Source organism: Enterobacter sp. Li2LvB3 (genome assembly GCF_056156645.1).
The window spans coordinates 150573-174528 of record NZ_JBSICG010000004.1 but is presented as its reverse complement, the minus strand read 5'-3'; the positions used below and the strand labels follow the sequence as shown (position 1 = coordinate 174528).

General features: G+C 54.6%; 22 protein-coding genes. 9 read left to right on the top strand and 13 right to left on the bottom strand.

Features of this window, described 5'->3' with window-relative positions; translation table 11 throughout:
• Positions 1 to 3 precede the first annotated feature (3 nt).
• Both uhpC and uhpT read left to right on the top strand, forming a co-directional pair.
• Positions 4 to 1323 carry an MFS transporter gene (gene uhpC / locus ACS603_RS05145; protein WP_182063112.1) on the top strand — a complete coding sequence of 440 codons (1320 nt, stop codon included), beginning with the start codon at positions 4 to 6 and terminating at the stop codon, positions 1321 to 1323.
• Between the two features lie 142 nt (positions 1324 to 1465).
• Positions 1466 to 2863 carry a hexose-6-phosphate:phosphate antiporter gene (gene uhpT, locus ACS603_RS05140; RefSeq protein WP_182063113.1) on the top strand — a complete coding sequence of 466 codons (1398 nt, stop codon included), beginning with the start codon at positions 1466 to 1468 and terminating at the stop codon, positions 2861 to 2863.
• Between the two features lie 81 nt (positions 2864 to 2944).
• On the opposite strand, the gene ACS603_RS05135 is transcribed toward uhpT, so the two are convergent.
• Complete coding sequence (locus ACS603_RS05135; protein ID WP_474943880.1) at positions 2945 to 4477, bottom strand: KAP family P-loop NTPase fold protein; 1533 nt, start codon at positions 4475 to 4477, stop codon at positions 2945 to 2947.
• Positions 4478 to 4932: 455 nt separating this feature from the next.
• Here ACS603_RS05135 and ACS603_RS05130 point away from each other — a divergent pair, with 455 nt between their 5' ends.
• Positions 4933 to 5388, top strand: a complete 456-nt coding sequence (locus ACS603_RS05130) for a hypothetical protein (protein ID WP_474943879.1) — start codon at positions 4933 to 4935, stop codon at positions 5386 to 5388.
• 36 nt (positions 5389 to 5424) lie between these two features.
• On the opposite strand, the gene ACS603_RS05125 is transcribed toward ACS603_RS05130, so the two are convergent.
• On the bottom strand, positions 5425 to 6330 hold the full coding sequence (locus tag ACS603_RS05125) for a LysR family transcriptional regulator (protein ID WP_474943878.1): 906 nt from the start codon (positions 6328 to 6330) through the stop codon (positions 5425 to 5427).
• Positions 6331 to 6429: 99 nt separating this feature from the next.
• Between ACS603_RS05125 and ACS603_RS05120 the strand changes: the two genes are divergently transcribed.
• The 5 genes from ACS603_RS05120 to ACS603_RS05100 all read left to right on the top strand — a co-directional run bounded on the left by ACS603_RS05120 (position 6430) and on the right by ACS603_RS05100 (position 9426).
• On the top strand, positions 6430 to 6882 hold the full coding sequence (locus tag ACS603_RS05120; RefSeq protein ID WP_166718190.1) for a DUF1198 domain-containing protein: 453 nt from the start codon (positions 6430 to 6432) through the stop codon (positions 6880 to 6882).
• 97 nt (positions 6883 to 6979) lie between these two features.
• Positions 6980 to 7498 carry an SRPBCC domain-containing protein gene (locus ACS603_RS05115; protein WP_474943877.1) on the top strand — a complete coding sequence of 173 codons (519 nt, stop codon included), beginning with the start codon at positions 6980 to 6982 and terminating at the stop codon, positions 7496 to 7498.
• Positions 7499 to 7665: 167 nt separating this feature from the next.
• Complete coding sequence (gene nepI / locus ACS603_RS05110; protein ID WP_182063120.1) at positions 7666 to 8856, top strand: purine ribonucleoside efflux pump NepI; 1191 nt, start codon at positions 7666 to 7668, stop codon at positions 8854 to 8856.
• A gap of 56 nt (positions 8857 to 8912) precedes the next feature.
• The gene (locus tag ACS603_RS05105) at positions 8913 to 9185 is read left to right on the top strand and encodes a type II toxin-antitoxin system Phd/YefM family antitoxin (RefSeq protein WP_182063121.1); all 273 of its coding nucleotides are present in this window, start codon (positions 8913 to 8915) and stop codon (positions 9183 to 9185) included.
• Positions 9160 to 9426: a Txe/YoeB family addiction module toxin gene (locus ACS603_RS05100; RefSeq protein ID WP_182063122.1), complete on the top strand. Its 267-nt coding sequence runs from the start codon at positions 9160 to 9162 to the stop codon at positions 9424 to 9426. Before ACS603_RS05105 ends, ACS603_RS05100 begins: the two co-directional genes overlap by 26 nt.
• 1 nt (position 9427) lies before the next feature.
• On the opposite strand, the gene ACS603_RS05095 is transcribed toward ACS603_RS05100, so the two are convergent.
• The 6 genes from ACS603_RS05095 to ACS603_RS05070 all read right to left on the bottom strand — a co-directional run bounded on the left by ACS603_RS05095 (position 9428) and on the right by ACS603_RS05070 (position 15354).
• Positions 9428 to 10333 carry a DMT family transporter gene (locus ACS603_RS05095; protein WP_182063123.1) on the bottom strand — a complete coding sequence of 302 codons (906 nt, stop codon included), beginning with the start codon at positions 10331 to 10333 and terminating at the stop codon, positions 9428 to 9430.
• Between the two features lie 144 nt (positions 10334 to 10477).
• Positions 10478 to 11857, bottom strand: coding sequence for a carbohydrate porin (locus ACS603_RS05090; protein ID WP_315687423.1), 1380 nt, complete (start codon positions 11855 to 11857; stop codon positions 10478 to 10480).
• A 140-nt stretch (positions 11858 to 11997) separates the two neighbouring features.
• Positions 11998 to 12300: a PTS lactose/cellobiose transporter subunit IIA gene (locus ACS603_RS05085; protein ID WP_014068296.1), complete on the bottom strand. Its 303-nt coding sequence runs from the start codon at positions 12298 to 12300 to the stop codon at positions 11998 to 12000.
• 11 nt (positions 12301 to 12311) lie between these two features.
• Positions 12312 to 13685: a glycoside hydrolase family 1 protein gene (locus ACS603_RS05080; RefSeq protein ID WP_182063125.1), complete on the bottom strand. Its 1374-nt coding sequence runs from the start codon at positions 13683 to 13685 to the stop codon at positions 12312 to 12314.
• Positions 13686 to 13702: 17 nt separating this feature from the next.
• Complete coding sequence (locus tag ACS603_RS05075; RefSeq protein ID WP_182063126.1) at positions 13703 to 15028, bottom strand: PTS sugar transporter subunit IIC; 1326 nt, start codon at positions 15026 to 15028, stop codon at positions 13703 to 13705.
• 11 nt (positions 15029 to 15039) lie between these two features.
• Positions 15040 to 15354, bottom strand: coding sequence for a PTS sugar transporter subunit IIB (locus tag ACS603_RS05070; RefSeq protein WP_023333974.1), 315 nt, complete (start codon positions 15352 to 15354; stop codon positions 15040 to 15042).
• A 294-nt stretch (positions 15355 to 15648) separates the two neighbouring features.
• On the opposite strand from ACS603_RS05070, the gene ACS603_RS05065 reads away from it, so the two are divergent.
• Entirely contained in the window at positions 15649 to 16599 is a 951-nt protein-coding gene (locus ACS603_RS05065; protein ID WP_315687426.1) for a LacI family DNA-binding transcriptional regulator, read from the top strand.
• Between the two features lie 28 nt (positions 16600 to 16627).
• On the opposite strand, the gene ACS603_RS05060 is transcribed toward ACS603_RS05065, so the two are convergent.
• The 5 genes from ACS603_RS05060 to ACS603_RS05040 form a co-directional block, all read right to left on the bottom strand.
• Positions 16628 to 16924, bottom strand: coding sequence for a YicS family protein (locus ACS603_RS05060; protein ID WP_182063128.1), 297 nt, complete (start codon positions 16922 to 16924; stop codon positions 16628 to 16630).
• Positions 16925 to 17011: 87 nt separating this feature from the next.
• Positions 17012 to 18166 (bottom strand): multidrug effflux MFS transporter, encoded by a 1155-nt coding sequence (locus ACS603_RS05055; protein WP_474943876.1) that lies wholly within the window; start codon positions 18164 to 18166, stop codon positions 17012 to 17014.
• A 51-nt stretch (positions 18167 to 18217) separates the two neighbouring features.
• Positions 18218 to 19579, bottom strand: a complete 1362-nt coding sequence (locus tag ACS603_RS05050) for an efflux transporter outer membrane subunit (protein ID WP_315687429.1) — start codon at positions 19577 to 19579, stop codon at positions 18218 to 18220.
• On the bottom strand, positions 19579 to 22689 hold the full coding sequence (locus tag ACS603_RS05045) for an efflux RND transporter permease subunit (RefSeq protein WP_315687430.1): 3111 nt from the start codon (positions 22687 to 22689) through the stop codon (positions 19579 to 19581). The genes ACS603_RS05050 and ACS603_RS05045 overlap by 1 nt, the downstream gene beginning before the upstream one ends.
• Positions 22689 to 23810, bottom strand: a complete 1122-nt coding sequence (locus ACS603_RS05040) for an efflux RND transporter periplasmic adaptor subunit (protein ID WP_315687431.1) — start codon at positions 23808 to 23810, stop codon at positions 22689 to 22691. Before ACS603_RS05040 ends, ACS603_RS05045 begins: the two co-directional genes overlap by 1 nt.
• Positions 23811 to 23956 lie beyond the last annotated feature (146 nt).

Here is a 23956-nt window from a genome sequence, read left to right as displayed (position 1 = left end):
ACCATGTTTAAAACGCCTGCCAACGCCACCCCTATAAGCGATAAAGCAGAAATCGACGCCCGCTACCGTTACTGGCGACGCCATATCCTGGCAACCATCTGGCTCGGTTACGCCCTGTTCTACTTCACCCGCAAAAGCTTCAACGCCGCCGCACCAGAAATCCTTGCCAGCGGCGTGATGGTGCGCACCGATATCGGCCTGCTGGCGACGTTGTTTTACATCACCTATGGCCTGTCGAAGTTCTTCTCCGGTATTGTCAGCGACCACTCTAATGCCCGCTATTTTATGGGCTTCGGGCTGATTGCCACCGGGGTAGTGAATATCCTGTTTGGTTTTTCCACCTCGCTGTGGGCCTTTGCGTTGCTGTGGGCGCTGAACGCCTTTTTCCAGGGCTGGGGCGCGCCAGTGTGCGCCCGCCTGCTCACCACCTGGTATTCGCGCAACGAGCGTGGTGGCTGGTGGGCGATATGGAACACCGCGCATAACGTTGGCGGCGCGTTGATCCCGATTGTGGTGGGTGCGGCGGCGCTGCACTACGGCTGGCGGGCGGGAATGATGATTGCGGGCGGCCTGGCAATACTTGCCGGGGTATTCCTGTGCTGGCGTTTGCGCGACAGGCCGCAGACCGTGGGGCTGCCTGCGGTGGGCGACTGGCGGCACGACGAAATGGAAATCGCCCAACAGCAGGAAGGCGCAGGGCTGACCCGCAAAGAGATCCTCACCAAATATGTGCTGAAGAACCCCTATATCTGGCTGCTGTCGCTCTGTTACGTGCTGGTCTACGTGGTGCGTGCGGCGATCAACGACTGGGGTAATTTGTATATGTCCGAGACGCTCGGTGTGGATCTGGTAACGGCGAACTCGGCAGTGACCATGTTCGAGCTGGGTGGGTTTATCGGCGCACTGGTGGCGGGCTGGGGTTCGGACAAGCTGTTTAACGGCAACCGTGGCCCGATGAACCTGATTTTCGCCGCCGGGATATTGCTCTCGGTCGGCTCGCTGTGGCTGATGCCGTTTGCCAGCTACGTGATGCAGGCGGCGTGCTTCTTCACCACCGGTTTCTTCGTGTTCGGCCCGCAGATGCTGATCGGTATGGCAGCGGCAGAGTGCTCGCACAAAGAGGCGGCAGGCGCGGCAACGGGCTTTGTCGGGCTGTTTGCTTACCTGGGGGCATCGCTTTCCGGCTGGCCGCTGGCACGGGTGATCGACATCTGGCACTGGAGCGGTTTTTTTGCGGTGATCGCCATTGCGGCGGGGATTTCTGCCCTGCTGTTGCTGCCATTTTTAAACGCTCAGGCCCCACGCGAAACCAGTGTGATGTGATGCACTTCACCTTTTCGCCCCGAGTGGCGCAAAACCAGGAAATTTTCCCGGTTTCACCTGGACGGTATCTCAGGCGTCTCTCCCGGCTGATTTTTACAATGCCTGCCATTCGCAGGTATAAAAATCAGCTCAGGAGCAAACCATGCTGGCCTTCTTAAACCAGGTACGTAAGCCGACCCTGGATCTGCCGCTCGATGTGCGGCGCAAAATGTGGTTCAAACCCTTCATGCAGTCCTACCTGGTGGTCTTTATTGGCTACCTGACCATGTACCTGATCCGCAAGAACTTTAACATCGCGCAGAACGACATGATCTCGACCTACGGGCTGAGCATGACGCAGCTGGGGATGATTGGCCTGGGCTTCTCCATCACCTACGGCGTGGGTAAAACGCTGGTTTCCTATTACGCCGACGGCAAAAACACCAAGCAGTTCCTGCCGTTTATGCTGATCCTCTCCGCCATCTGTATGCTCGGCTTTAGCGCCAGCATGGGCACTGGCTCGGTCAGCCTGTTCCTGATGATTGCCTTCTACGCACTCAGCGGTTTCTTCCAGAGTACCGGCGGGTCGTGCAGCTATTCCACCATCACCAAATGGACGCCGCGTCGTAAGCGTGGGTCGTATCTTGGCATGTGGAACATATCCCACAACCTCGGGGGTGCGGGTGCGGCTGGCGTGGCGCTGTTCGGTGCTAACTATCTGTTCGACGGGCATGTGATCGGCATGTTTATCTTCCCATCGATTATCGCCCTGATTGTCGGTTTTATCGGCCTGCGCTTTGGCAGCGACTCCCCGGAATCTTACGGCCTTGGTAAAGCTGAAGAGTTGTTTGACGAGGAGATCAGCGAAGAGGACAAAGAGACCGAAGAAAACGAGATGACCAAATGGCAGATCTTTGTTGAGTATGTGCTGAAAAACAAAGTGATCTGGCTGTTATGTTTCTCAAACATCTTCCTGTACGTGGTGCGTATCGGTATCGACCAGTGGTCTACCGTGTATGCCTTCCAGGAGCTGAAGCTTTCCAAAGAAGTCGCGATCCAGGGCTTTACCCTGTTTGAAGTGGGCGCGCTGGTCGGCACGCTGCTGTGGGGCTGGCTTTCTGACCTTGCCAATGGCCGTCGTGCGCTGGTGGCCTGCGTGGCGCTGGCCCTGATCATCGCGACCCTTGGTGTTTATCAACATGCCAGCAACCAGTACGTTTACCTCGCATCGCTGTTCGCGCTTGGCTTCCTGGTGTTTGGCCCGCAACTGCTGATCGGCGTAGCCGCCGTCGGCTTCGTGCCGAAAAAAGCGATCGGCGCTGCCGATGGAATTAAGGGCACCTTCGCGTACCTGATTGGCGACAGCTTCGCCAAGCTCGGTCTGGGGATGATCGCCGACGGCACACCGATTTTCGGCCTCACCGGCTGGGCAGGCACCTTCGCCGCGCTGGATGCAGCAGCCATTGGCTGTATCGTCCTGATGGCGATGGTCGCGGTGCTGGAAGAGCGTAAGATCCGCCGCGAAAACCGCGCACAGAAGCAGAAATTGAAAGCAGCCTGAGTGTGCAGGTAATGTAGGGACTTTAGTTGAGTCCCTACATTTTCAAAAAATATGGATCACAAGAGCAAAAGCTGTTTAATTTCACTCAATTAGAACAGCGAGTTCACATAGGCTGTGATATTCTTTAAAATCTATTTTATTTTCCTCAAAGAATTTCTCAAAATAAATATTGCTTGCTTGGTTTATTCTTATTTGCGAAAAGCCAGAGTTAATTGTTATTTTATTTAGTGCGCCGTATTCTGATTTTTTATCATGCATTTCTCGCAGCATGTTGTCTATGTTTCCTCTAGAATTTAGCGCTCCTCTACTATCAATTTTTAAAAATATTATATTTAATAGTTGAGTTGGGGTGAGTTTATCGATAAACAAATGATCTATTACAGGTGGTGAAAATTGAAGTGAGTTTTGCATGGCGATATCTTTAATGGATGTCTGAATCAATAATGATTTATCCTCTTTGAAAATCTTGTTAATAGAATTCCCACTAGTGTCTGAGAATGTATTTCTACCAAATGCAATTTCTTTATAATAAGAATTATGCCTTGTATAAACTGCGAGAATAAAGCTAAGGGAAAGTATTTCGATATTTTTATTTGTATGGCTATATATTGACTCAAGCCTCTCAAACCAAAGGTTTGTTGTCCGCAGGTCCATGGAAAATCCATCAGCAACTACAGTAAGGATTTCTAATAATGTGGCGAATTTAGGTGTGTGGCTATCATGAATTATTATTTCATGCTTATTAAGCACTCTTTCAAAGGTGGTGGAGTTATTTAATTTGTTTTTTAAGAATTCGAAGAGGGTTCTCTTCTTTAAAGTAACTGAACGCATGAAAAATCTATCAAGATAACTTCTGGCATCAAATCCAGAACCGTACACTGAACAGATTGAATGAATTAGCTGTTCTTTATCCGTAGACACAATAAATACCACTTTATTAATATCAAAAAGGTGCTTGATGGTTTCTAGCATTTCAATTGCATAGTTAGGTCGGCAACGATCAAGCTCATCGATAAAAATGAAAAGCGGATACTCATATTTCCCCTCATTTGTCTCTATTACCGCCTCAAGCCATTCAAATATGGATTTTTTAAAACTATCAGCAGAGGAGTTTGCTTCTTGATGTGATTTTAATAATTCATCAACTATTTTTGACCCCAAGTCTGCTTCGCCATCAAGATTCAAGTCTTTTGCATCTATTCCTAGTTTACTCTTAATAATGTATTTAGTGACTTCCGGGGCGATAGACTTCATCAGTCGCCATGTTCCTTTCAATACATTATGTTCTAGAAATGAAAACTCTGTTTTAGATGCAAGAGCTGATTTGATTTCAGAAACAACTGTCAGAAAAGGATCCCCTGAGTGATCATTTTTCCACGCATCAATATAAACAGTGGGGTGGATCGCTGATATTTCTTTCATCCAACGACGTATAAACCATGTTTTACCTGCCCCCCACTGTGCATCCAGGTTTAGAACATAATTACCGTTTGTACCCTTATCGACTAAGAATGAAGTAAGGAACCGAGCATGTTCACTACGCTCAAGTGTATCGGGAGGCAAATCTTCTACTTGCTCAGACCAATCAAATGGCAGTTCTAAATGTTTTGTCATTTTTCTATCCTATGAATTGACATAAACAAATAAATTTATAAATGGCTTAAAGATAAAAGATTCATATGTTCTAGGCCATCACCAATTTTTAAACAAGAAAAAATATTTGTGCAGCGCATTGTTCTTCAAAATTTTGGAAGCCGCTTCGTAAAAATGAAATTGCTTCACCTGTCATTAGCTAAACCCCTTTACCAACTCTTTCTCAAGGCATAAATTGCCCTCGTTGCAGCAAACCTGCAACCGGGCGTAGGAACCCGAATAATTGCACAAAATGACGATTTTTTTGTCAGGGCAGCGCACATCCGGATAAAATCACGGTGGCGCTGACGGAGCAGCCGAAAGGCTGGCCGGTTTCTTTGTGCATCGGTACTTCCTACCTTCGTCAGCGTCACCACCCTCGGGTGTAGGAACCCGGGTGGTGATAATTACCTAAAATTGCGCAAAGAGGCTGCCTTATGGCTACTATCCCAACCCTTTCTTTTTCTGAACATCACGGAAAATTTACCCAGTACTTAATTTCCCATCCGCTTCCATCTACGGCGGATCTTTTTGAAGTCGCAGATTTCTGCGCCGCATTTGCAAGTGTGCTTGTCGAAACGCACGATGTCGCAGAACGTAATGCATTATACGGACGCTTGCTGAATGCGTTCATGCATATGGAAAGGCTCTGTACTAACGACCTGCCCGCGCACCTAATCGACAGTCTTTCTGCGGAAGAAATTCCGGTTTCTACTATGCCCGATTGCTGGCAAGAGACTGATATTCCAGTATCTTATGCAATTGCTCTCACACAGGCTTTGCTTGGTAATAATCTGCCGGAACCAACCACAAAAGCATTAACTGGGCTTTTGCATGATCTCGTATACCTGCTGGCTGATTATGTGAAGGAACCTTACATTCCTCATCATTAATCATTCTGTTAACCCGGTAAATTGCGCGGCAGGTATTCAAGCCTGCCGCCCGCTCGTCTCCAGCAACAACTCCCTCAGCCACTGCTGCGCCGGGTTACGGTGTGTGCGTCCGTGCCAGGCCATGCTTTTGGTAAACCCTGCTACCGGAACAGGCGTGTCACACACAAACATATCCGCCCGGTTTTCGGCCATGCGCTGCGGCACTACGGCGATCATATCGCTGATGGTCAGCACCTCCGGCAGCACCAGGAAGCTGCTCACCGATAATCCCACGCGTCGCTCGCGCCCGGCCTTTGCCAGCGCATCGTCGGTCACGCCGTGGAAGCTTTCGCCCTCATAAGACACCAGCACATGCTCCAGAGTACAAAAGCGTTCAAGTGAAAGCGGTTTGCCCGCATCCGGGTGATCGGCGCGCATCATGCAGACGTACCGTTCATCATAAAGCGCGCGGCTGTGGAGCTCATCAGGTGTGGTGTGCGGCGTCAGCAGGGCGAGGTCGATTTTCCCCTGCTCAAGCTGGGCGACGAGGCGCTCCGGCTCTACCGGTACCACGCGCACGCGGATGTGAGGGGCCTGCACCTTAAGGGCGGCAATAAACGGTACGATCACCGCGCGCAGGGCGTAGTCGGTGGCGGCGAGGGGCACGGTGATACTCGCCGTGAGCGGGTCAAAAATGACGGGCTGCAACAGCACATCGATATCCGCAAGAATGCGCTTGATGGGCGCGGCCAGCGCTTCCGCGCGGGTGGTTGGCACAATGCCGTGTGGGGCGCGGATAAACAACGGGTCGTCGAAGTAATCGCGCAGGCGGTTTAGCATCCCGCTCACCGCAGGCTGCGTAAGAGCGAGGCGCGCTGCGGCGCGGGTGACGCTCCGTTCGTCCAGCAGGGCATCCAGCGTTTTCAGTAAGTTGAGATCCAGAGTGCGCAGATCCGCTTTCATGAGGTTATTCCACCTTTTTTCAGTTCACTATTATGGCGCTGCCTGCTGTTGACGCTGCGCGTTTCCCGATATGATGAGCGGCTAATTTAAGGAGAACGCATGGTCTGGATAATGCTGGCAACCCTCGTGGTGGTGTTCGTGGTCGGATTTCGGATCCTGACCTCTGATTCACGCCGCGCGATCAAACGATTAAGCGAGCGCCTGGGTATCACTCTGGTGCCGGTAGAATCGATGATCGACCAGTTTGGTAAAACGCCCGGCAATGAGTTTATCCGCTACCTTGAGCGCCCGGACGAAGCCCATCTGCAAAACGCGGCGCAGGTGCTGCTGATCTGGCAGGTCTGTATCGTCAACGGCAGCGAAGAGAACCTGCACACCTGGCACCGGCTGCTGCGTAAAGCGCGCCTGGCGGCACCGATTACCGATGCGCAAATCCGCCTCACACTGGGTTTTATGCGCGAGATGGAGCCAGACCCGCAGGAACTTAACGCCTTCCAGCTGCGCTACAACCAGCTTTTCTTGCCGCAAGAGGGCGTGTTTTACCTGCACTGATATCACGAATCGTGATGAAGAGTATAAAGTATCATCATTAGATTTATACCACTCGCGAGCGCAACATCACTTCATCAACAACATGACGAGGTGAACCATGAAACAATCCGCGATTATCTGGCCGAACGACTATCTGCCAGGCACCACCGATAACTTTGCATCTAACGAAATCATTGTCGCCGGGCTGAGCGCCAAAGAGATTTGGGCCCAGCTCAACGACACAACCCTGTGGCCGGGCTATTACAGCAACGCTGAAGATATCCGCTTCCATGACGGCAGCGGCCCTGAACTGAGTGCCAATGCCCGTTTCCGTTTCACCACCTTTGGCTTCCCGGTTGAAGCGCAGGTGACGGAATATGTGCCGCCGGTTGACGGTGAAGCGGCACGTATCGCCTGGCACGGCTGGGTGGAAGGCGGGGCGGATTCGCGCCTGGACGTGATCCACGCCTGGTTGTTTGAAGACCTGCCGGGAAACCGCGTGCGCATCCTGACCCAGGAATCACAAAAAGGTGTTCCGGCGCAGGAATTAGCGCGTACCGTGCCGAACCCGATGATTAACGGGCACCAGGAGTGGATTGTCGGATTAGCCAATGCCGCCCTTAAGGCTCGCGGGTAATTCTGCCCGATGACGCTTTGCTTACCGGGCCTGCAAACCCCGTAGGCCGGTGCAAGCGCAGCGCCGCCCGGCAAAAAAAGCTGCGAAAGTTGTCTAAACGTTAAATTCGTCACACTTTTGATGATAAACTGCGCAGCTTTTCCGCACATTTATCTTCAGGTGACGCCATGACCGAACATATCCAGCCCACGACCAGACCGCAGACCAAAGAGGTTTCACGCCCGAACTGGTCGGCGGTTTTCTCCGTGGCATTCTGCGTTGCCTGCCTGATTACCGTCGAGTTTTTACCGGTCAGCCTGCTGACGCCAATGGCGCAGGATCTGGGTATTTCCGAAGGCGTAGCGGGGCAGTCCGTTACCGTGACCGCGTTTGTGGCGATGTTCGCCAGCCTGTTTATCACCCAGGTGATTGGCACGATCGACCGCCGCAAAGTGGTTATCCTTTTCAGCGTGCTGCTGACGCTCTCCTGCCTGCTGGTTTCTTTTGCCAATAACTTTACCCTGCTGCTGCTTGGGCGCGCCTGTCTGGGGTTAGGGCTGGGCGGATTCTGGGCAATGTCGGCATCTCTCACCATGCGCCTGGTGCCCGCGCGCACGGTGCCTAAAGCCTTGTCCGTTATCTTTGGTGCCGTGTCTATCGCACTGGTGATCGCCGCGCCGCTGGGCAGTTTCCTCGGTGGGATTATCGGCTGGCGAAATGTGTTTAACGCGGCGGCAGTCATGGGTTTGCTGTGCATTATCTGGGTGTGGAAAGCGTTGCCGTCCCTGCCGGGTGAAGCGGCGCATCATAAACAGAATATGTTCAGCCTGCTCAAGCGCCCGGGTGTGCTGGCGGGGATGAGCGCCATCTTTATGGCCTTTGCCGGGCAGTTTGCCTTCTTTACCTATATCCGCCCGGTGTTTATGACCATGGCGGGGTTTGATGTGGATGGCCTGACGCTGGTGCTGTTGAGCTTCGGTATTGCCAGCTTTGTCGGTACGTCGCTCTCATCCCAGTTCCTGAAACGCTCCCTGAAAGTGGCGCTGGCGGGTGCCCCGCTGGTTCTGGCGATAAGTGCAGCGGTGCTGGTGCTGTGGGGCAGTGATAAGTGGGTGGCGTCGGCGATTGCGATTATCTGGGGCTTTGCCTTTGCGCTGATCCCGGTGGGTTGGTCGACGTGGATCACCCGAACGCTTGCCGATCAGGCCGAAAAAGCCGGGTCGATTCAGGTGGCGGTGATCCAGCTGGCGAACACCTGTGGTGCGGCGGTCGGCGGCATTGCGCTTGATCATCTGGGGCTGACCTCACCGCTGGTGATTTCCGGCACGCTGATGCTGTTGACGGCATTGCTGGTGGCGGGGAAGGTTAAGGCACGTTGATTGATAAATAGTCACTTCGGCGATATACTTGTACCGTAACTTGTACAGGAGGCAGTATGCAGGTTGTGACTTTTACTGAAGCCCGAAGCCGGCTCAAAGATGTGTTAGATGATGTGAATGAAAATGTGGAGACGACAATAATCAGCCGCCGCAACGGTGGGGATGCAGTTGTCATGTCTCTTCAGCACTATAACTCGATGATGGAAACCATCCATCTGATGAGCTCGCCTGCCAACGCCAGCCGACTGATGGAATCAATCGCTCAGGCAAATACGGGAAAAACCACACAGAGGGATCTGATAGATGACCAGGCTTCTGATTTGGACTGATAACGGCTGGGATGATTATCTGTGGTGGCAACAGCAGGACAAGAAAACGCTTCGCAGAATCAACAAGCTGATTGAAGATGCGAAGCGCCATCCTTTCGACGGACTGGGCAAACCGGAACCGCTAAAAGGCAACCTTTCCGGCTATTGGTCACGCCGGATAAACGATACTGATCGCCTTGTTTATGGCGTAACGGATAGCGCCATTACCATCCTGATGTGCCGCTATCACTATTATTCCTGAATTACGCCGAGGTCTTCACCCGTCTTCTCGAATCCATCGAAATCAACACCACCGACGACACAATCAATAGCGTGCCCAGCCAGTCCGGCAGGGTGAACGCCACGCCCAGCAAGATGACAGACAGCAATGCGCTGCTCAGCGGCTCGGCGCAGCTCAGAATGCTCGCCTTCGGCCCGCCAATCATCTGTGCGCCTTTCAGATACAGGCTGAACGTCAGCGCTGTACCGATCACGACCAGATAGAAAAACGCCAGCAGCAGGCTGCCATCAATGACAAACGTTGTTCCGCGCCCGGCGTAGAACGGCGCCAGCATTAACCCGGCAATCAACATACTCCAGCCGACAATCGGCAACGTGCCGTAGCGGGCAATCAGCGTCGACGGATACGTCGTGTAAAACGCGGCGGCAAAGGCCGAAGCGATCCCGAAGAACAGGGCCGCAGGCGAAATGGAGAGCGAGGTGGGATCGCCATGGGTCACCAGCAGAAACGTGCCGATCAGTGACGTCATAATCGCGGACAACACAAATATCCCCGGACGCTTTTTCCGCGCCAGCGCAAACCACGCCACGATGATGGTCGGCGACAGGAATTGCAGCACGGTGGCAGTGGCGGCGTTGGATTTTTCAATCGTCAGCAGGAAGGTGAGCTGCACGGTGAGCGCGCCAACCAGCGAGAAAATCAGCAGGCTGATGGCATCTTTGCGATTTTTGATGACCGAGAAAATCTTGTCGCCGTGAACGAAGGAGAGCGTGAGCAGGATAACACCGGTAAACAGCAGGCGAACCATGGTCAGGTAAGGCGAAGAAATGTGGCTTTTCTCCATGATGTATTGCGCGCAAACCCCTGAACTGCCCCATAAAACGGCGGCGATCAGAACGTTCAGCATCCCTTTACGCGTGGAACCCATGTTCTCCCCTGCTATGTTGTCGTTAATTCGGTCAACAGCATAGCATGGTTGTGTGCGACCTGATGCCCTCACCCCGGCCCTCTCCCACGGGGAGAGGGAGCAAACACTCAAAACGGCAACTTGCGTTGCCGTTTTGCTTTTATCTTAGAACCACGCTTCCCACATTGCGCCGACGTTGAAGTCGTCGAGGGTTTCGTCTTTTGTATTGTTCACGCGTGCGGTGTGTTCGTTATCCACTTTGCCGCCGGTCACGTAGAAACGCAGCATCGGGCGGAACTCTGGCCCCATGGCGATAGACATGTTCTGCGACAGGGTCAGCTTCCAGCCTTTGTTATCACCGCCATTGTCGTAATCAACGTGCTGCCAGCCCGCTTCCAGCCAGGTGGAGTGAACGTCGTTCCACCAGTGCATCGGGCGAATAATGGCGTTGTAGTTTTTGCGGTTATCGCTCTTGTCGCGGCTATTGTCGTAGTCGTGGAAGGCAAGGATGTACTCCACCTGGGTCTGCGGGGTGAATTTGTACAGCCCTTCGAAGCTGGCGTACACCGTGGTCAGATCCTCGGTTTTGTTAAACACGCTGTTGTCCGAGTTATCCGAGTAACGGGCAATCACTTTGTTTACGCCGCTGTCGTTGGTGTGGCTCAGCACCACGCCGCCCTGCCAGGCATTCAGACGCTTATCGCTTTCAACCGCTTTGGAGTCAAAGCCATAGTTGGCGTACAGCTCCAGATCCAGCGGGCCAACCTTCATGCCGTGGATTTTTGAGGTGGCCGCGTAGTTACCTTTGTCGCCCGTGCCGGAGCCGCCGGTACAGGTGATGCGCGATGGGTTTGCTTCGTCTGCCATCACTTCCGGGCTACAGGATTCCACTGCCGCCACGGTGGCGACGTCAAACTGCACGCCGCCGATATCGAAGTTTTTCACCCCGGCGCCCTGGCCGTCGTGGTTCATCCAGAAGTAGTCGTTGATGCCCTGTTGCGGGCGCTGGTGGAAGTCACGACCTGCCCAGAAATAAGCGTTAGGGTTAGACGCCATAATGTTGGTCACCCCCGCGTAGGCTTTTTTCAGGTTAACTTCGTCGCTCCAGTGGTCAATCATCACGTTGATGTCCCAGATGGCGCCATTTTCGCCCTTGAAGGCTTTAGAAAGCTGGAATTCACCGCCGTTGCCTTCGTTACCCAGACGACCAATCGCGGATGCGCCGTTGTAGGAGCCATCCACCGCCACGTATTTCTGATCGGCGGCCTGGAAGTGCGCGCCGTAGCGGGCGTAGCCGGTAAATTTGATGCCGAACGGGATAGCCATATCCGGGGATTGCGCCGCGCTTTGCGGCTCAGTCACCACGTCGACCTTTTTCGCCACCGCCGCATCCATTTTGGCCTGACGGTCTGCCAGGGCTTTGTCCACCGCTTTGGCCACAATGGCGTCGATTTGCTCCTGCGTGAATTCTTGTGCGAGGACAGATATTGGGCAAAGCGCGGCGATAACCGCCATTGTTAATGGAAGTTTTTTAATATTTTTCATTGTCATCTCTATTAATTTACATTTTATTCAGACAATAACCATCCCATTCCGATTTGACAGAATATGTCGCTATCATCAGAAACAGAGTGATTTATATTTTCAGGTACAGAGGTATTACATTAACTTTATTTCGCCATAAGCTATCTCTGGTATAAATGAATAATTTCTTCGGATAATTCACGCGCCAGCAGGGAATTCATTAAATGATCCTGGGCGTGCACCATAATTAACGTCATCGGCTGGCGGGCTTCGCCCGCATCTTGCTCGATCAGTTTGGTTTGCATCTTGTGCGCCTGGCGCGCGTAGCCATCGGCTTCGCGCAGCAGGTTTTTGGCTTCGTCAAGGTTGCCCTGACGCGCAGCGTGCAGTGCTTCAAAGCACAGGCTGCGCGACTGACCAGCATTGACGATGATTTCCATTACGGCTTCTTCTAAGGCAACCATCATCTCTTTCTCTATTTATCGAAACTATTATTTAACGAGGTAGCGGCAAACCACTCACCGCTCTTTTTAACGGTGCGTTGCTGCGTATCTAAATCGAGCTGGATAAACCCATAGCGATTTTTATAGGCATTACACCATGACCAGTTATCAATAAATGTCCACATATGGTAACCAAGACAATTACACCCTTCGCTAATACCTTTATGCAGCCAGGTTAAATGCCCGGAAATAAAATCAATGCGGTATTGATCGTTTATTTGGCCATTTTCAATAAAGCGTTGTTCATTTTCGACACCCATACCGTTTTCAGAAATAAAGCAGCGTGGGTTGCCGTAATTGTCGCGAAGATTAACCAGAATATCGTAAATACCGGGTTCATAGATTTCCCAGCCACGATAAGGGTTCATCTTGCGGCCCGGCATTTCGTAGTTATCAAAGAACCACTCCGGCATAAAGGGCGCCTGTGGGTTTACCGCGCTGTCACGGCACTTCACGCGACGCGGCTGATAATAGTTAATGCCAAGCAGGTCGATTTTCCCTTCTGCAATCAACGCACTGTCTTCCGGTTTACAGGCCGGAAGCTGATCGTAGGACTTCAGCAGAGTCACCAGGTCGGCCGGATACTCGCCGCGTAACACCGGGTCGAGGAAGCTGCGGTTAAACATCAGATCCGCAATGTGCGCCGCTTTCACATCGGCCGGGTTTTGTGAACGCGGGTACGATGGTGTGAGGTTTAGCACAATGCCAATTTCCCCCGCGTAATGGCCCGCACGGTAAGCGCGAACGGCCTGCGCATGAGCCAGTACCGTGTGGTACGCCACCGTTGCCGCGCGGCGGAAATCCACCACGTTCGGATAGTGGAAGTCGTACAGATAACCGCCTTCAACCGGGACAATCGGTTCGTTGAAGGTAAACCAGTGCAGCACGCGATCGCCAAACAGCTCGAAGCAAATTTGCGCGTAACGGGCATAGGCTTCCACCACATCACGGTTTTCCCAGCCACCGATCTCCTGCATTGCCATCGGCATGTCGAAATGGAACAGGGTGATAAACGGCGTAATGCCCTGTTCAATCAGCTCATCAATGACCTGATTATAAAAATCGACTGCCTGTGGGTTCACTTCACCGATACCGTCGGGGATCAGGCGCGCCCAGCTAATCGAGGTACGAAAGCTGTTGTGGTTCAGCTGCTTTAATAGCTGAATGTCCGTTTTCCAGTGCTGATAGAACGTGGAGGTCTGCTGCGGCCCCACGCCATTGTGAAAACGGTTCGGCTCGCGGGCAAACCAGTAATCCCATGTGGTTTGACCCTCTCTTGTCCCTTCGGTCTGGAGAGCGGAGCTTGCGCTGCCCCACCAGAAATGCTCGGGAAATGAATATTTCATGACGCTTCCTCTTTGACTTAATTGCTTGCTGTTTCAGCGGCACCCACGGTTGCCTGAGCTTTCTGCTCTTCGTTTTTGAGCAGTGAACGCTCATAAGCACGCAGGAACGGTAAATACATCAGCGCGGACATCACCATGCAGACGACGCACATCACCACCGGACTTAACGCCCAGTTCGCCGCCCATGAGGCACCAATTGGCGCGGGGGTGGTCCACGGCGTTAACGACACAACCTGTGCCAGCCAGCCAAGTTTCGTTGCGCCGTAGGCCAGGCAGGCGTTTACCAGCGGAACACACACGAACGGGATGAACAGCATCGGGTTCATGATGATTGGCGCGCCGAACAGAATCGGTTCGTTGATGTTAAAGAAGCTTGGCACAACGCCCATTTTTCCGATGGTGCGCAAGTGCGTTACGCGGCTACGCAGCAGCAGGAACGCCAGCGGAAGCGTCGAGCCTACACCGCCAATCAGCAGGTAGTGATCCCAGAAACCTTGCAGATAAACGTGTGGCAGCGCCGCACCAGCAGCCAGTGCCGCCTGGTTTGCCGACAGGTTTGCCATCCAGAACGGGTTCATGATGCCGGTGACAATCAGCGAGCCGTGGATACCCGCGAACCAGAAGATCTGGCACAGCAGCACAGAAAGCAGAATGGCAGGCAGGGAGTCAGACGCAGAGACCAGCGGCTCCAGCAGGTGCATAATCGCCTGCGGAATAATCATCCCGGTTTGCGCTTCAATAAACAGGTTCAGCGGGTGCAACGTGCCGATGACCACCATCACCGGGATCAGAATTTCAAACGAACGCGCCACGCCGGTTGGCACTTCTTTCGGCAGGCGAATGGTCACGTTGTTCTGCTTCAGCCAGGCATACACGCGGGTAGAGTAAATCGCCGTGATAAGCGCGGTGAAAATCCCCTGACCAGACAGATACTGGGTAGAGATTTTGCCGTCGGCATACGGTGCTGCAACCAGCAGAAACGCCATAAAGGCCAGCAGGCCGGACATCACCGGGTCGAGGTTAAACTGACGCCCCAGGCTCGCACCAATCCCCACCGAAATGAAGAAGGTCATCACCCCCATGCTGAGGTTAAACGGCAGCATCAGCTGTTCGCGGTAGGTCTGGGAGAAATCCAGCCAGCCGCGGGCGAAGCTGTTGGTGGTATCCGCTGAGAACGGCGGGAAGATGAACACCAGCATAAACGAGCCGATGATCATGAACGGCAGGGCGGCGGTAAAGCCGTCGCGGATCGCAATCACATACTTCTGCTGTCCGAGCTTCGCCGCCAGCGGGGTAATAGATTGCTCAATAACCGCGACCATTGATTGATATAACGAACTCATGTGAACACCTTTTAGTGTGCCGCTTCGATGAGCGACAGTGCATAGTCCAGTACTTTATCGCCACGTTGCATCCCGTAGTCCATCATGTCGATGGGTTGTACCGGAATACCTTGCGTAGCCGCCTTGTCTGACAGTGTCTGTAACATGTATTTCACTTGCGGTCCGAGAAGTACAACCTGGTACTGCGGAAACTGCGTATCAAATTCGGAAACCCCGTACGCATCAATCTTGACCGGCAAACCACGTTCTTTCGCGACATCGACCATTTTGCTGACCAGCAGGCTTGTGGACATCCCGGCAGAGCAGCACAGCATAATCTTGAACATCGACAACCATCCTCTAAATGTAAAAAGTTATTGCGAGGATGATTGGACATCATACGGAAACCGGTTTCCATTTATAAAAGAAAGAAATGTGACAGCCATCAAGAAGCGGTGCTTATGGGGCTTGTTACCACGATCTGTGTCACAGAATTTGGCGATTAAGACCTCATTTTGAGTGGAAACGGAAAATCGGTTTCCATGAAAATAGGAAACGGATATACTCCATTCTGGCTATAATGTGAGCCGTAGCGGTTATGGATTTTACAGGTGCGGGTTGTTGCCTGTCAGGGGAGAGAGATGTCTACAATCAACGATGTATCACGTCTGGCCGGGGTGTCCAAAGCCACGGTATCACGGGTGTTGAGTGGGTCGCGTGGCGTAAAGGAAGCCAGCCGTCAGGCCGTTCTGAAAGCGGTGGAAGAGCTGAACTACCGGCCGAATGTGATTGCACAGTCGCTGCTGAGCCAGTCTACGGGCTGTATTGGCGTGATTTGTGCGCAGGAGAATATTAACCAGACCACGGGTTATCTCTACGCGCTGGAAAAACATCTCAGTCAGCATCAAAAACACCTGCTGTTGCGCTTTGCGCATACCAAAGCGGAAGTGATGCACGCCCTTGAAGAGCTCTCCTGCGGGTTATGTGATGACATCCTGGTGATTGGCGCGCGTTTCCCGCTGGATATCGACATGGAAAACGTCATTCTGGTCGACTGTATGGAAACCGATAACGCCAACAGCATTCAGTTTGATCATGCTTTCGCCGCCGAAACCGCCTGTAACTACCTCACCAGCCAGGGGCGCCGCCAGATTGCGCTGATCCAGCCGCAGGGTAGCGGTTTTGCCGACCAGGTGCTGCTGGGCTATAAGCACGCGCTGGAGAAAAACTTCCTGCCCTTTAACCGTAATCTGGTCTTTATGGAGGCAACCTCTTCTTCCGTTGCGCTTCAGGAGCTGCTCAACAACGCCACCACGCTGAATTTTAACGCGCTGCTGGTGGCTGATGAGCAAGAAGCCCAGCGCGTTATCCCGCAGTTGCAGGCGTTTAATAAATCCGTACCGGACGACATTATGGTCTTCAGCCTTGCCGGCTCGCTGCACCTGCCGGGTATCCCGGTGATCCCGGCCATTGAGTATTCGATGGATGCGATGGCAGCGAGAATTGTGGCCTGGCTGAACGAGAAAACACAGATGCTTGGATCCTACGTCTTACGCGGCGATTTAATCATTCCGGATATACGTAAGCGCTAAAAAAAAGCGTGAAGCTCAGGCTTCACGCTTAATAATCTTCCATACAATCAATCTGCCCGACTGCCGCCCAGTAGCCATCCAGATTGTCGCGCTTCACCGCCGTAATGGCGTTTTTCACCAGCAGCTGATTTGCCTCGGATGACAAAATCATATCCTGCCATTCTTTATCACTCTGCTTTCGCTGTGGTGTGCAGGTTTTCTTGATGTCTTTGAGCACCTGCTGCTTAATCTGCGCATCCTTGGCCGGGCTTTCTTCTTCCTGGGCATGGACGAACGCAGCAAACAGCAGGCAGACGATCAGGCAAAAAAGGTGTGCAGATTTCATTGAAACCTCCGTCATTGAGTCACATGTTTCACCTGAAATATATAGTTACATTCACCGTTCCGACTCAAGCCGAAAGTATGAATTTACTCATTCGCGCGTATGAGTACCGATTACCAGTGCAATGCTATAGCTGACGACCACGGCGATACTCATTTTCAGCATAGTTTCTCCACCAATCCCGGCAAGTGGTGCCGCAATCCCGCCGAACAAAAACATCAGCATCCCCAGAATGGCCGATGCCGTGCCCGACTCGCGGGACTCGACGGCGCTCATGGCCTCTGAGCCCGCAATGGTGCTGATCCCGCTGTTAAACGCGACGGTAAAAAATAACGCGATCAGCGCAAGCGCTGAAAGGTGCATCCAGGCGAAGAGCAGCGTTAATGCTGCCGTGGCAACGGCCAGCACCAGACCCATTTGCATCAACCCTTCCGACGGATGGCGGCGGGCCAGGCGTGAAAAAATCAGCGCGGAAATAATCAGCCCAATCCCGTTTACGCCAAACAGCAGGCTAAATTGCATGGCGCTCAGGCCATACTCGTTTTGCAACACAAACGAGGAGGCACCGATATAGGAAAACAGGCCCGCCAGCATAAAGGCCTGAATCAGGCAGAAGCGCATAAAACGGCGGTTTTTCAGCACCGTTTTCGCCGTGCCCAGCAGTGATCCCGCGCCGGATTTTTCGCTGAGTGATTCACGGATAAACAGTTGGCTGGCGATCAGCAGCGCCAGACCCGCACCGGCCATCACCCAGAACAACATCCGCCAGTCGAAGTGTGACGAGATATAGCCCCCGAGCACCGGAGATACCACCGGAGCAATGCCGTTAACCGTCATCAGCAGGGCAAAGAACTGCGTCAGCATCGTGCCGTGATAATTATCGCGGGCGATAGAGCGCGCCAGAACCGAGCCGCCCGCCCCGGCAACGCCCTGGACGAACCGCCAGCCGATCAGCGCGTAGATATTCTGCGTGGTGGCGCACAGCACAGAGGCCACCACAAACAGCAGCAGCGAAATCAGGAGCGGTATTTTACGCCCCATGCGATCGCTCAGCGGGCCGAAAAAGAGCTGCCCAAGTCCCAGGCCAATCAGCGCCGAGGTCAGCGAAAGCTGTGTCAGCGTGGTGGAGGTGTGCAGATGCGTGGCGATCTCCGGTAGCGCCGGAAGATAAAAATCAGAGCACAACGGCCCGATGGCCGTCAGCAGGCCAAGAATGGCCGCAAATGAGAACGAAAGTTTTGCCATATTAATCTGTCCCGCAGGCCGGGCAAGCTTCGCGCCGCCCGGCGAACCATACTAAAGACCGCCACCCAGCGACTGCCATAAGGTGATGCGGTTTTCCTGGTCGGTTTGTTGTAATGAAATCAGCGATGCCTGCGCCGACCACAGCGACCGTTGCGCGGTGAGCACCGTCAGATAATCCCCCGCGCCGGCCTGATAGCTGCGCATTGCCACATCCAGCGTTTTTTGCTCGGCGGCCACGTATTCACGCTGCGCATCAAGCTGCTCGCTCAGCGTTTCGCGACGCGCCAGCGCATCGGCCACATCCCTGAACGCGCTCTGGATGGTTTTCTCGTAGGTGGCAATCAGCCCTTTTTTCTCGGCCTCAGCGTAGCGCAGCTGCGCCATGTTGTTGCCGCCGCTAAACAGCGGCAGGGTGATGGATGGCGCGAACGACCAGACCTTCATGCCGTGGCTGAACAGGGACGACAGCGAATCGCTGCCCACACCTGCGCTGGCGGTGAGCGAAATGGTCGGGAAAAAGTTGGCGCGTGCGGCACCGATACTGGCGTTGGCACTCAGCAGGTTGTGTTCGGCTTCCTGAATATCCGGGCGGCGCAGCAGTGTGCTCGAGCTGACGCCTGCCGGGATCAGGGTGATGGCGTTATCGCTCAGGCTCTCCAGCGTGCCGGGCAGCAGGTTATCCGGTACGGTCGCGCCCGCCAGCAGATTAAGGGCGTTTTTGTCCTGCATCACCTGGGTTTGATAACTCGCCACGCTGGCTCGCGCCTGCTGGTAAACCGCCATTGCTGAGCTGACGTCCGTGGCTGCCGCGACGCCGACTTGCTGCTGACGTTTCACAATGTTGAGCGAGTTTGCGGCGCTCTCCATTGTTGATTTCGCCAGCGCCAGGTTGCTGTTATCGGCGGCGAGGGTAACCCAGGCTGTCGTCAGCTCGCTGACCATCGTCAGGCGGGTGTTCTGGGCGGTGAATTCGCTGGCAAGCCAGGTTTCGCGCGCCGCCCGGGAGAGGCTCTGGTTACGGCCAAACAGATCCAGCTCGAAGCTGGATACCGCGCCGTTGGCTTCGTCGCTGGTGGTCACACCGCTTGCCAGCGTGCGGCTGCGGGTGTGGCTCAGTTCTGCGTCCACCGTCGGGAACAGTGACGAACGGGTTTCACCGTACTGGGCGCGGGCGGCGTCGATATCCGCAATCGCTTTTTGCACGTCGCGGTTGCTGTTGAGCGCCATCGTCACCACGCTTTTCAGGCGCGAGTCGTTCATCACCTGCTGCCACTGGCTGACCACGGCAGTCGCTTCACCGTGTGCGCCCGGCAATGTCGCCGGGACGGGCGCGTCAGGGCGCTGATAAGTTGGGTCTAACGAGACACAGCCTGCGCTCAGCAGCGCTAACACTAAAACAGATACACGAAACATTATGGCCTCCGGTTTGCGTGCTTACCGGAGAACAGACGTTTCACCAGTACAAAGAATAAAGGGACGAAGAAGATAGCCAGCAGCGTTGCGGCGAGCGTCCCGCCGATGATGCCCGTACCGATCGCCACGCGGCTGTTGGCCCCTGCACCGGTTGCCACGGCCAGCGGCGTCACGCCTGCAATAAACGCCAGCGAGGTCATGATGATTGGGCGCAGACGCGTCTGGGCGGCGCGTATGGCGGCGCGGGTCAGGGAATACCCTTCAGCCACTTTCGCCTCGGCGAATTCAACAATCAGAATGGCGTTTTTCGACGACAGGCCGATGGTGGTCAACAGCGCCACCTGGAAGTAAACGTCGTTGTTCAGGCCGCGCAGGGTGGCTGCCACTGTAGCCCCCAGTACGCCAAGCGGGATCACCATGATCACCGAAATCGGCACTGACCAGCTCTCATACAGCGCGGCCAGACACAGGAACACCACCAGAATGGAGAGGGCATACAGGCTCATCGCCTGGCCGCTCGCCAGTTTCTCTTGCAGCGACAGGCCGCTCCACGCCCATGTCGTACCGGATGGCAGGTTGTTGGCCAGTTGTTCCATTTTGCTCATCGCCGTACCGGAGCTGGAGCCGCTGGCGTTTTCGCCCTGAATCTCATAGGCCGCCGAGCCGTTGTAGCGCACCAGGCTTTCCGGGCCATATTCCCAGCGGGTGGTGGCGAAAGCAGAGAACGGCGTCATGGTGCTGTCACTGCCACGGACATACCATTTGTTAAGATCGGACGGCACGGCGCGGTAATCGCTGTCCCCCTGGATATAGACCTTTTTCACGCGACCCCGGTCGATAAAGTCGTTCACGTAGGTCCCGCCCCAGGCGCTTGAGAGCGTGTCGGTCACATCGCTGAGGGAGAGCCCCAGAGACACGGCTTTGTTGTTATCAATATCCACCTGCAACTGCGGCATCTGCGGCAGATCGTTGGCACGCACAGCGTGCAGGTCGCTATCCTGATTGGCCTCGCCAATCAGCTGGTTACGCATTTTCAGCAGGGTTTCACGGTCGGTATTACCGGCCGCCATCAGCTCGAAGGTAAAGCCGTTACTCTGCCCCAGGCCGTCGACCGAAGGCGGCGTCATGGCAAAAATGGTGGCATCACGAATGGTGCTCAGCTCCTGCGTGGCACGCAGGGCAATCGCCTGGGCGGTGTTCTCAGAGCCTTTACGCTCAGACCAGTTTTTCAGCGAGACAAACGCCATCCCGGCATTCTGGCCGCTACCGCTAAAGCTAAAGCCCTCAACGGTAAAGATGACATCGGTATTGGCTTTCTCTTTGTTGAGGAACCATTCGCGCACCTGGCGGCTCACCTCTGCGGTACGCACGGCTGTTGCCCCTGCTGGCAGGGTGTACTGCACCATGATTTCGCCCTGGTCTTCCGTTGGCAGGAAGCTGCCCGGCAGTTTCAGCATCGCCAGCCCCATCGCACCGCAAAGCAAGGCGTAGATGGCCAGCATCCCGCCGGAGCGGCGCAGCGCGCGCAGCACCTTGTTCTGATAGCCGCGTTCGGTTTTGCTGTAGAAGCGGTTAAACGCGCCGAAGAAACCTTTTTTGTGCGGTGGGGTGTGGCTCAGTACCGAGCCGCAGAGCGCTGGCGTCAGGGTTAGCGCCACCACGACCGAGAGGATCATTGCCGAAATAATGGTGACCGAGAACTGACGATAGATAACCCCGGTGGAGCCGCCGAAAAACGCCATCGGCAGGAACACCGCGGAAAGCACCAGCGCAATGGCGACCAGCGCGCCAGAGATTTCGCCCATCGATTTTTCGGTGGCTTCGCGGGCGGGCAACCCTTCGTCGCGCATAATACGCTCGACGTTTTCCACCACCACGATGGCGTCATCCACCAGAAGCCCTATCGCCAGCACCATCGCAAACAGCGTCAGGGTATTGATGGAATAACCGAACAGCGCCAGGACGCCAAACGTACCCAGCAGCACTACCGGCACGGCCAGCGCCGGGATCAGCGTGGCGCGGATGTTTTGCAGGAACAGGTACATCACCACCACCACGAGGATAATGGCTTCGAACAGCGTCTGGATCACGTCCTCAACCGAGATCTTGATGAACTCGGTGCTGTCTTTCGGATAGGCAACGTCGTAGCCTTCCGGCATCGCACGTTTAAATTCAGCGATTTTGTTCTTCACCGCCGTGGCGGTATCCAGCGCGTTGGCACCCGGGGAGAGCATCACCGCCATACCCGCTGCCGGGTGGCCGTTCAGCTTCGCGGTCGCGGTGTAATCTTCACTGCCCATTTCCACGCGAGCAACATCGCTTATGTGCACGACCGCGCCGTTGGACTGGCTCTTAACAATGATGTTTTTGAACTGATCGACCGTTTGCAGACGCGACTGGGCGCGCACGGTGGCGGTCAGTTGTTGGGCGTTTGATGACGGCAGCGCACCGATTTTACCGGCAGAGACCTGCACGTTCTGCGCTTCAATCGCGCTTTGCACGTCGGACGGCATCAGCGAGTAAGAGGCCAGCTTCGCCGGGTCGAGCCAGATACGCATGGCGTATTCAGCGCCAAACACCTGCAGGCTACCCACGCCTTCAACACGCGCCAGCGGGTCCTGCATGTTACTGACCATCCAGTCAGCGATATCGGAGCTGCTGGATGTGTCGGTCTTATCGTACACGCCCATGATCAGCAGGAAGTTACTCTGCGATTTTTCGACGGTGATGCCAGATTGCTGCACTTCGGTCGGCAGGCGTGATTCCGCCTGCTGGACTTTGTTCTGCACCTGAACCTGCGCGGTGTCCGGGTCGGTTCCCTGTTCGAAGGTCACATTAATGCTGACCGAACCGTCCGAGCTGCTGGTGGAGGTGAAATAGAGCAGGTTATCCAGCCCGGTCAGCTGTTGCTCTATGACCTGGGTGACGCTGTTTTCCAGCGTCTGTGCCGATGCACCGGTATAGGTGGCGGAAATTTTGATCGACGGCGGAGCGACGTCCGGGTACTGCGCAACCGGCAGCGTGCGGATCGCCAGCATCCCCGCGAGCATAATCAGAATGGCGATCACCCAGGCAAATACCGGGCGACGCACAAAGAAACGGGAAAACATCAGGCGTTTCCTCCGTTGGCTTTCATCTCTTCGGCTTTCACTTCCTGACCGGCAGCGACTTTGTCGGTGCCTTCGACAATCAGTTTATCGCCGGCTTTCAGGCCGCTCAGCACCAGCCATTTGTCGCCGTAGGTATCACCCGTTTCCAGCTGACGCTGTTCCACTTTGTTGCTGGCATCAACGACCAGTGCGGTGGCGTTGCCTTTGGCATCGCGGGTAATGCCTTGCTGTGGCGCGAGGATCGCATCGTCCATGATGCCTTCATCCACTCTGGCGCGGACGAACATCCCCGGCAGCAGCAAATGCTGTGGGTTCGGGAAGACGGCGCGCAGCGTAACCGAGCCGGTCGATTCATCGACTGCGACCTCGGTCAGCGCCAGGCGGCCTTTTTCGCTGTAGGTACTGCCGTCTTCAAGCAACAGGGATACGCTCAGGGTGTCGCGGTTGGTAGCGAGGGTCTGTTTGCGTAAGCGCAGCAGGTCGGCGCTGGAGCGGGTTAAATCAACGTACATGCTGTCCAGACCACGAACGGTGGCCAGCGCGGTGTCCTGCTGGGCGGTGACCAGCGCGCCTGGCGTGACGGAAGAGATCCCAATACGCCCGGCAATCGGCGCGGTGACGGTCGTCCAGTTGAGGTTAATGCGTGCGCTCTCCTGGGCGGCTTTTTTCGACTCCACGCTGGCTTTGTCCTGCGCACAGGTGGATTTCGCGTCTTCTGCATCCTGGCGCGATACGCCGTCGTCTTTCACCAGCAGCGCATAGCGCTGGGCTTTCTGGCAGTCGGCTGTTACCAGCGCCTGCGCCTGTTTCAGTGCCGCTGCGGCTTCATCGTAAGCCGCGCGATAGCTTGAGGGATCAATCTGATACAGGGCTTGCCCGGCTTTAACGGTATCGCCCTCGGTAAATAGCCGCTTCTGGATAATGCCGCCGACCTGTGGGCGCACTTCGGCGCTCATGGCGGCGGTGGTGCGGCCGGTCAGCTCGCTGACGACCGACACCGGCTGGCTCATAAGGGTGACAATACCCACTTCCGGGAGGGGGCGCTGGGGAGCAGATGTTTGCGCATTATCGCACCCTGTCAGGAGGAATAATGCCGCGATGGAGGTTGTTATGGTTTTCATAATTTTTTCCAGGGTGAACGATGCCTGCCCTGTTAATGGATTAACAAGGAGGAGGGCTATTTAAAGGCACAGCGATACCGCATCTCCGGCAGCGCCGGAAATGTAAAAACGAGAAATTACCTATCTCTTTTAATTATTCACATACG

What these genes read in the sequence shown, in the direction of transcription:
- ACS603_RS05090 (WP_315687423.1), bottom strand. Translation starts at nt 11,857, where the DNA reads ATGAAAAATATTAAAAAACTTCCATTAACAATGGCGGTTATCGCCGCG.
- ACS603_RS05070 (WP_023333974.1), bottom strand. Translation starts at nt 15,354, where the DNA reads ATGTTCAAGATTATGCTGTGCTGCTCTGCCGGGATGTCCACAAGCCTG.
- ACS603_RS05065 (WP_315687426.1), top strand. Translation starts at nt 15,649, where the DNA reads ATGTCTACAATCAACGATGTATCACGTCTGGCCGGGGTGTCCAAAGCC.
- ACS603_RS05135 (WP_474943880.1), bottom strand. Translation starts at nt 4,477, where the DNA reads ATGACAAAACATTTAGAACTGCCATTTGATTGGTCTGAGCAAGTAGAA.
- ACS603_RS05060 (WP_182063128.1), bottom strand. Translation starts at nt 16,924, where the DNA reads ATGAAATCTGCACACCTTTTTTGCCTGATCGTCTGCCTGCTGTTTGCT.
- ACS603_RS05080 (WP_182063125.1), bottom strand. Translation starts at nt 13,685, where the DNA reads ATGAAATATTCATTTCCCGAGCATTTCTGGTGGGGCAGCGCAAGCTCC.
- ACS603_RS05075 (WP_182063126.1), bottom strand. Translation starts at nt 15,028, where the DNA reads ATGAGTTCGTTATATCAATCAATGGTCGCGGTTATTGAGCAATCTATT.
- ACS603_RS05115 (WP_474943877.1), top strand. Translation starts at nt 6,980, where the DNA reads ATGAAACAATCCGCGATTATCTGGCCGAACGACTATCTGCCAGGCACC.
- ACS603_RS05040 (WP_315687431.1), bottom strand. Translation starts at nt 23,810, where the DNA reads ATGAAAACCATAACAACCTCCATCGCGGCATTATTCCTCCTGACAGGG.
- ACS603_RS05100 (WP_182063122.1), top strand. Translation starts at nt 9,160, where the DNA reads ATGACCAGGCTTCTGATTTGGACTGATAACGGCTGGGATGATTATCTG.
- ACS603_RS05125 (WP_474943878.1), bottom strand. Translation starts at nt 6,330, where the DNA reads ATGAAAGCGGATCTGCGCACTCTGGATCTCAACTTACTGAAAACGCTG.
- ACS603_RS05085 (WP_014068296.1), bottom strand. Translation starts at nt 12,300, where the DNA reads ATGGTTGCCTTAGAAGAAGCCGTAATGGAAATCATCGTCAATGCTGGT.
- uhpT (WP_182063113.1), top strand. Translation starts at nt 1,466, where the DNA reads ATGCTGGCCTTCTTAAACCAGGTACGTAAGCCGACCCTGGATCTGCCG.
- nepI (WP_182063120.1), top strand. Translation starts at nt 7,666, where the DNA reads ATGACCGAACATATCCAGCCCACGACCAGACCGCAGACCAAAGAGGTT.
- uhpC (WP_182063112.1), top strand. Translation starts at nt 4, where the DNA reads ATGTTTAAAACGCCTGCCAACGCCACCCCTATAAGCGATAAAGCAGAA.
- ACS603_RS05050 (WP_315687429.1), bottom strand. Translation starts at nt 19,579, where the DNA reads ATGTTTCGTGTATCTGTTTTAGTGTTAGCGCTGCTGAGCGCAGGCTGT.
- ACS603_RS05045 (WP_315687430.1), bottom strand. Translation starts at nt 22,689, where the DNA reads ATGTTTTCCCGTTTCTTTGTGCGTCGCCCGGTATTTGCCTGGGTGATC.
- ACS603_RS05105 (WP_182063121.1), top strand. Translation starts at nt 8,913, where the DNA reads ATGCAGGTTGTGACTTTTACTGAAGCCCGAAGCCGGCTCAAAGATGTG.
- ACS603_RS05120 (WP_166718190.1), top strand. Translation starts at nt 6,430, where the DNA reads ATGGTCTGGATAATGCTGGCAACCCTCGTGGTGGTGTTCGTGGTCGGA.
- ACS603_RS05055 (WP_474943876.1), bottom strand. Translation starts at nt 18,166, where the DNA reads ATGGCAAAACTTTCGTTCTCATTTGCGGCCATTCTTGGCCTGCTGACG.
- ACS603_RS05130 (WP_474943879.1), top strand. Translation starts at nt 4,933, where the DNA reads ATGGCTACTATCCCAACCCTTTCTTTTTCTGAACATCACGGAAAATTT.
- ACS603_RS05095 (WP_182063123.1), bottom strand. Translation starts at nt 10,333, where the DNA reads ATGGGTTCCACGCGTAAAGGGATGCTGAACGTTCTGATCGCCGCCGTT.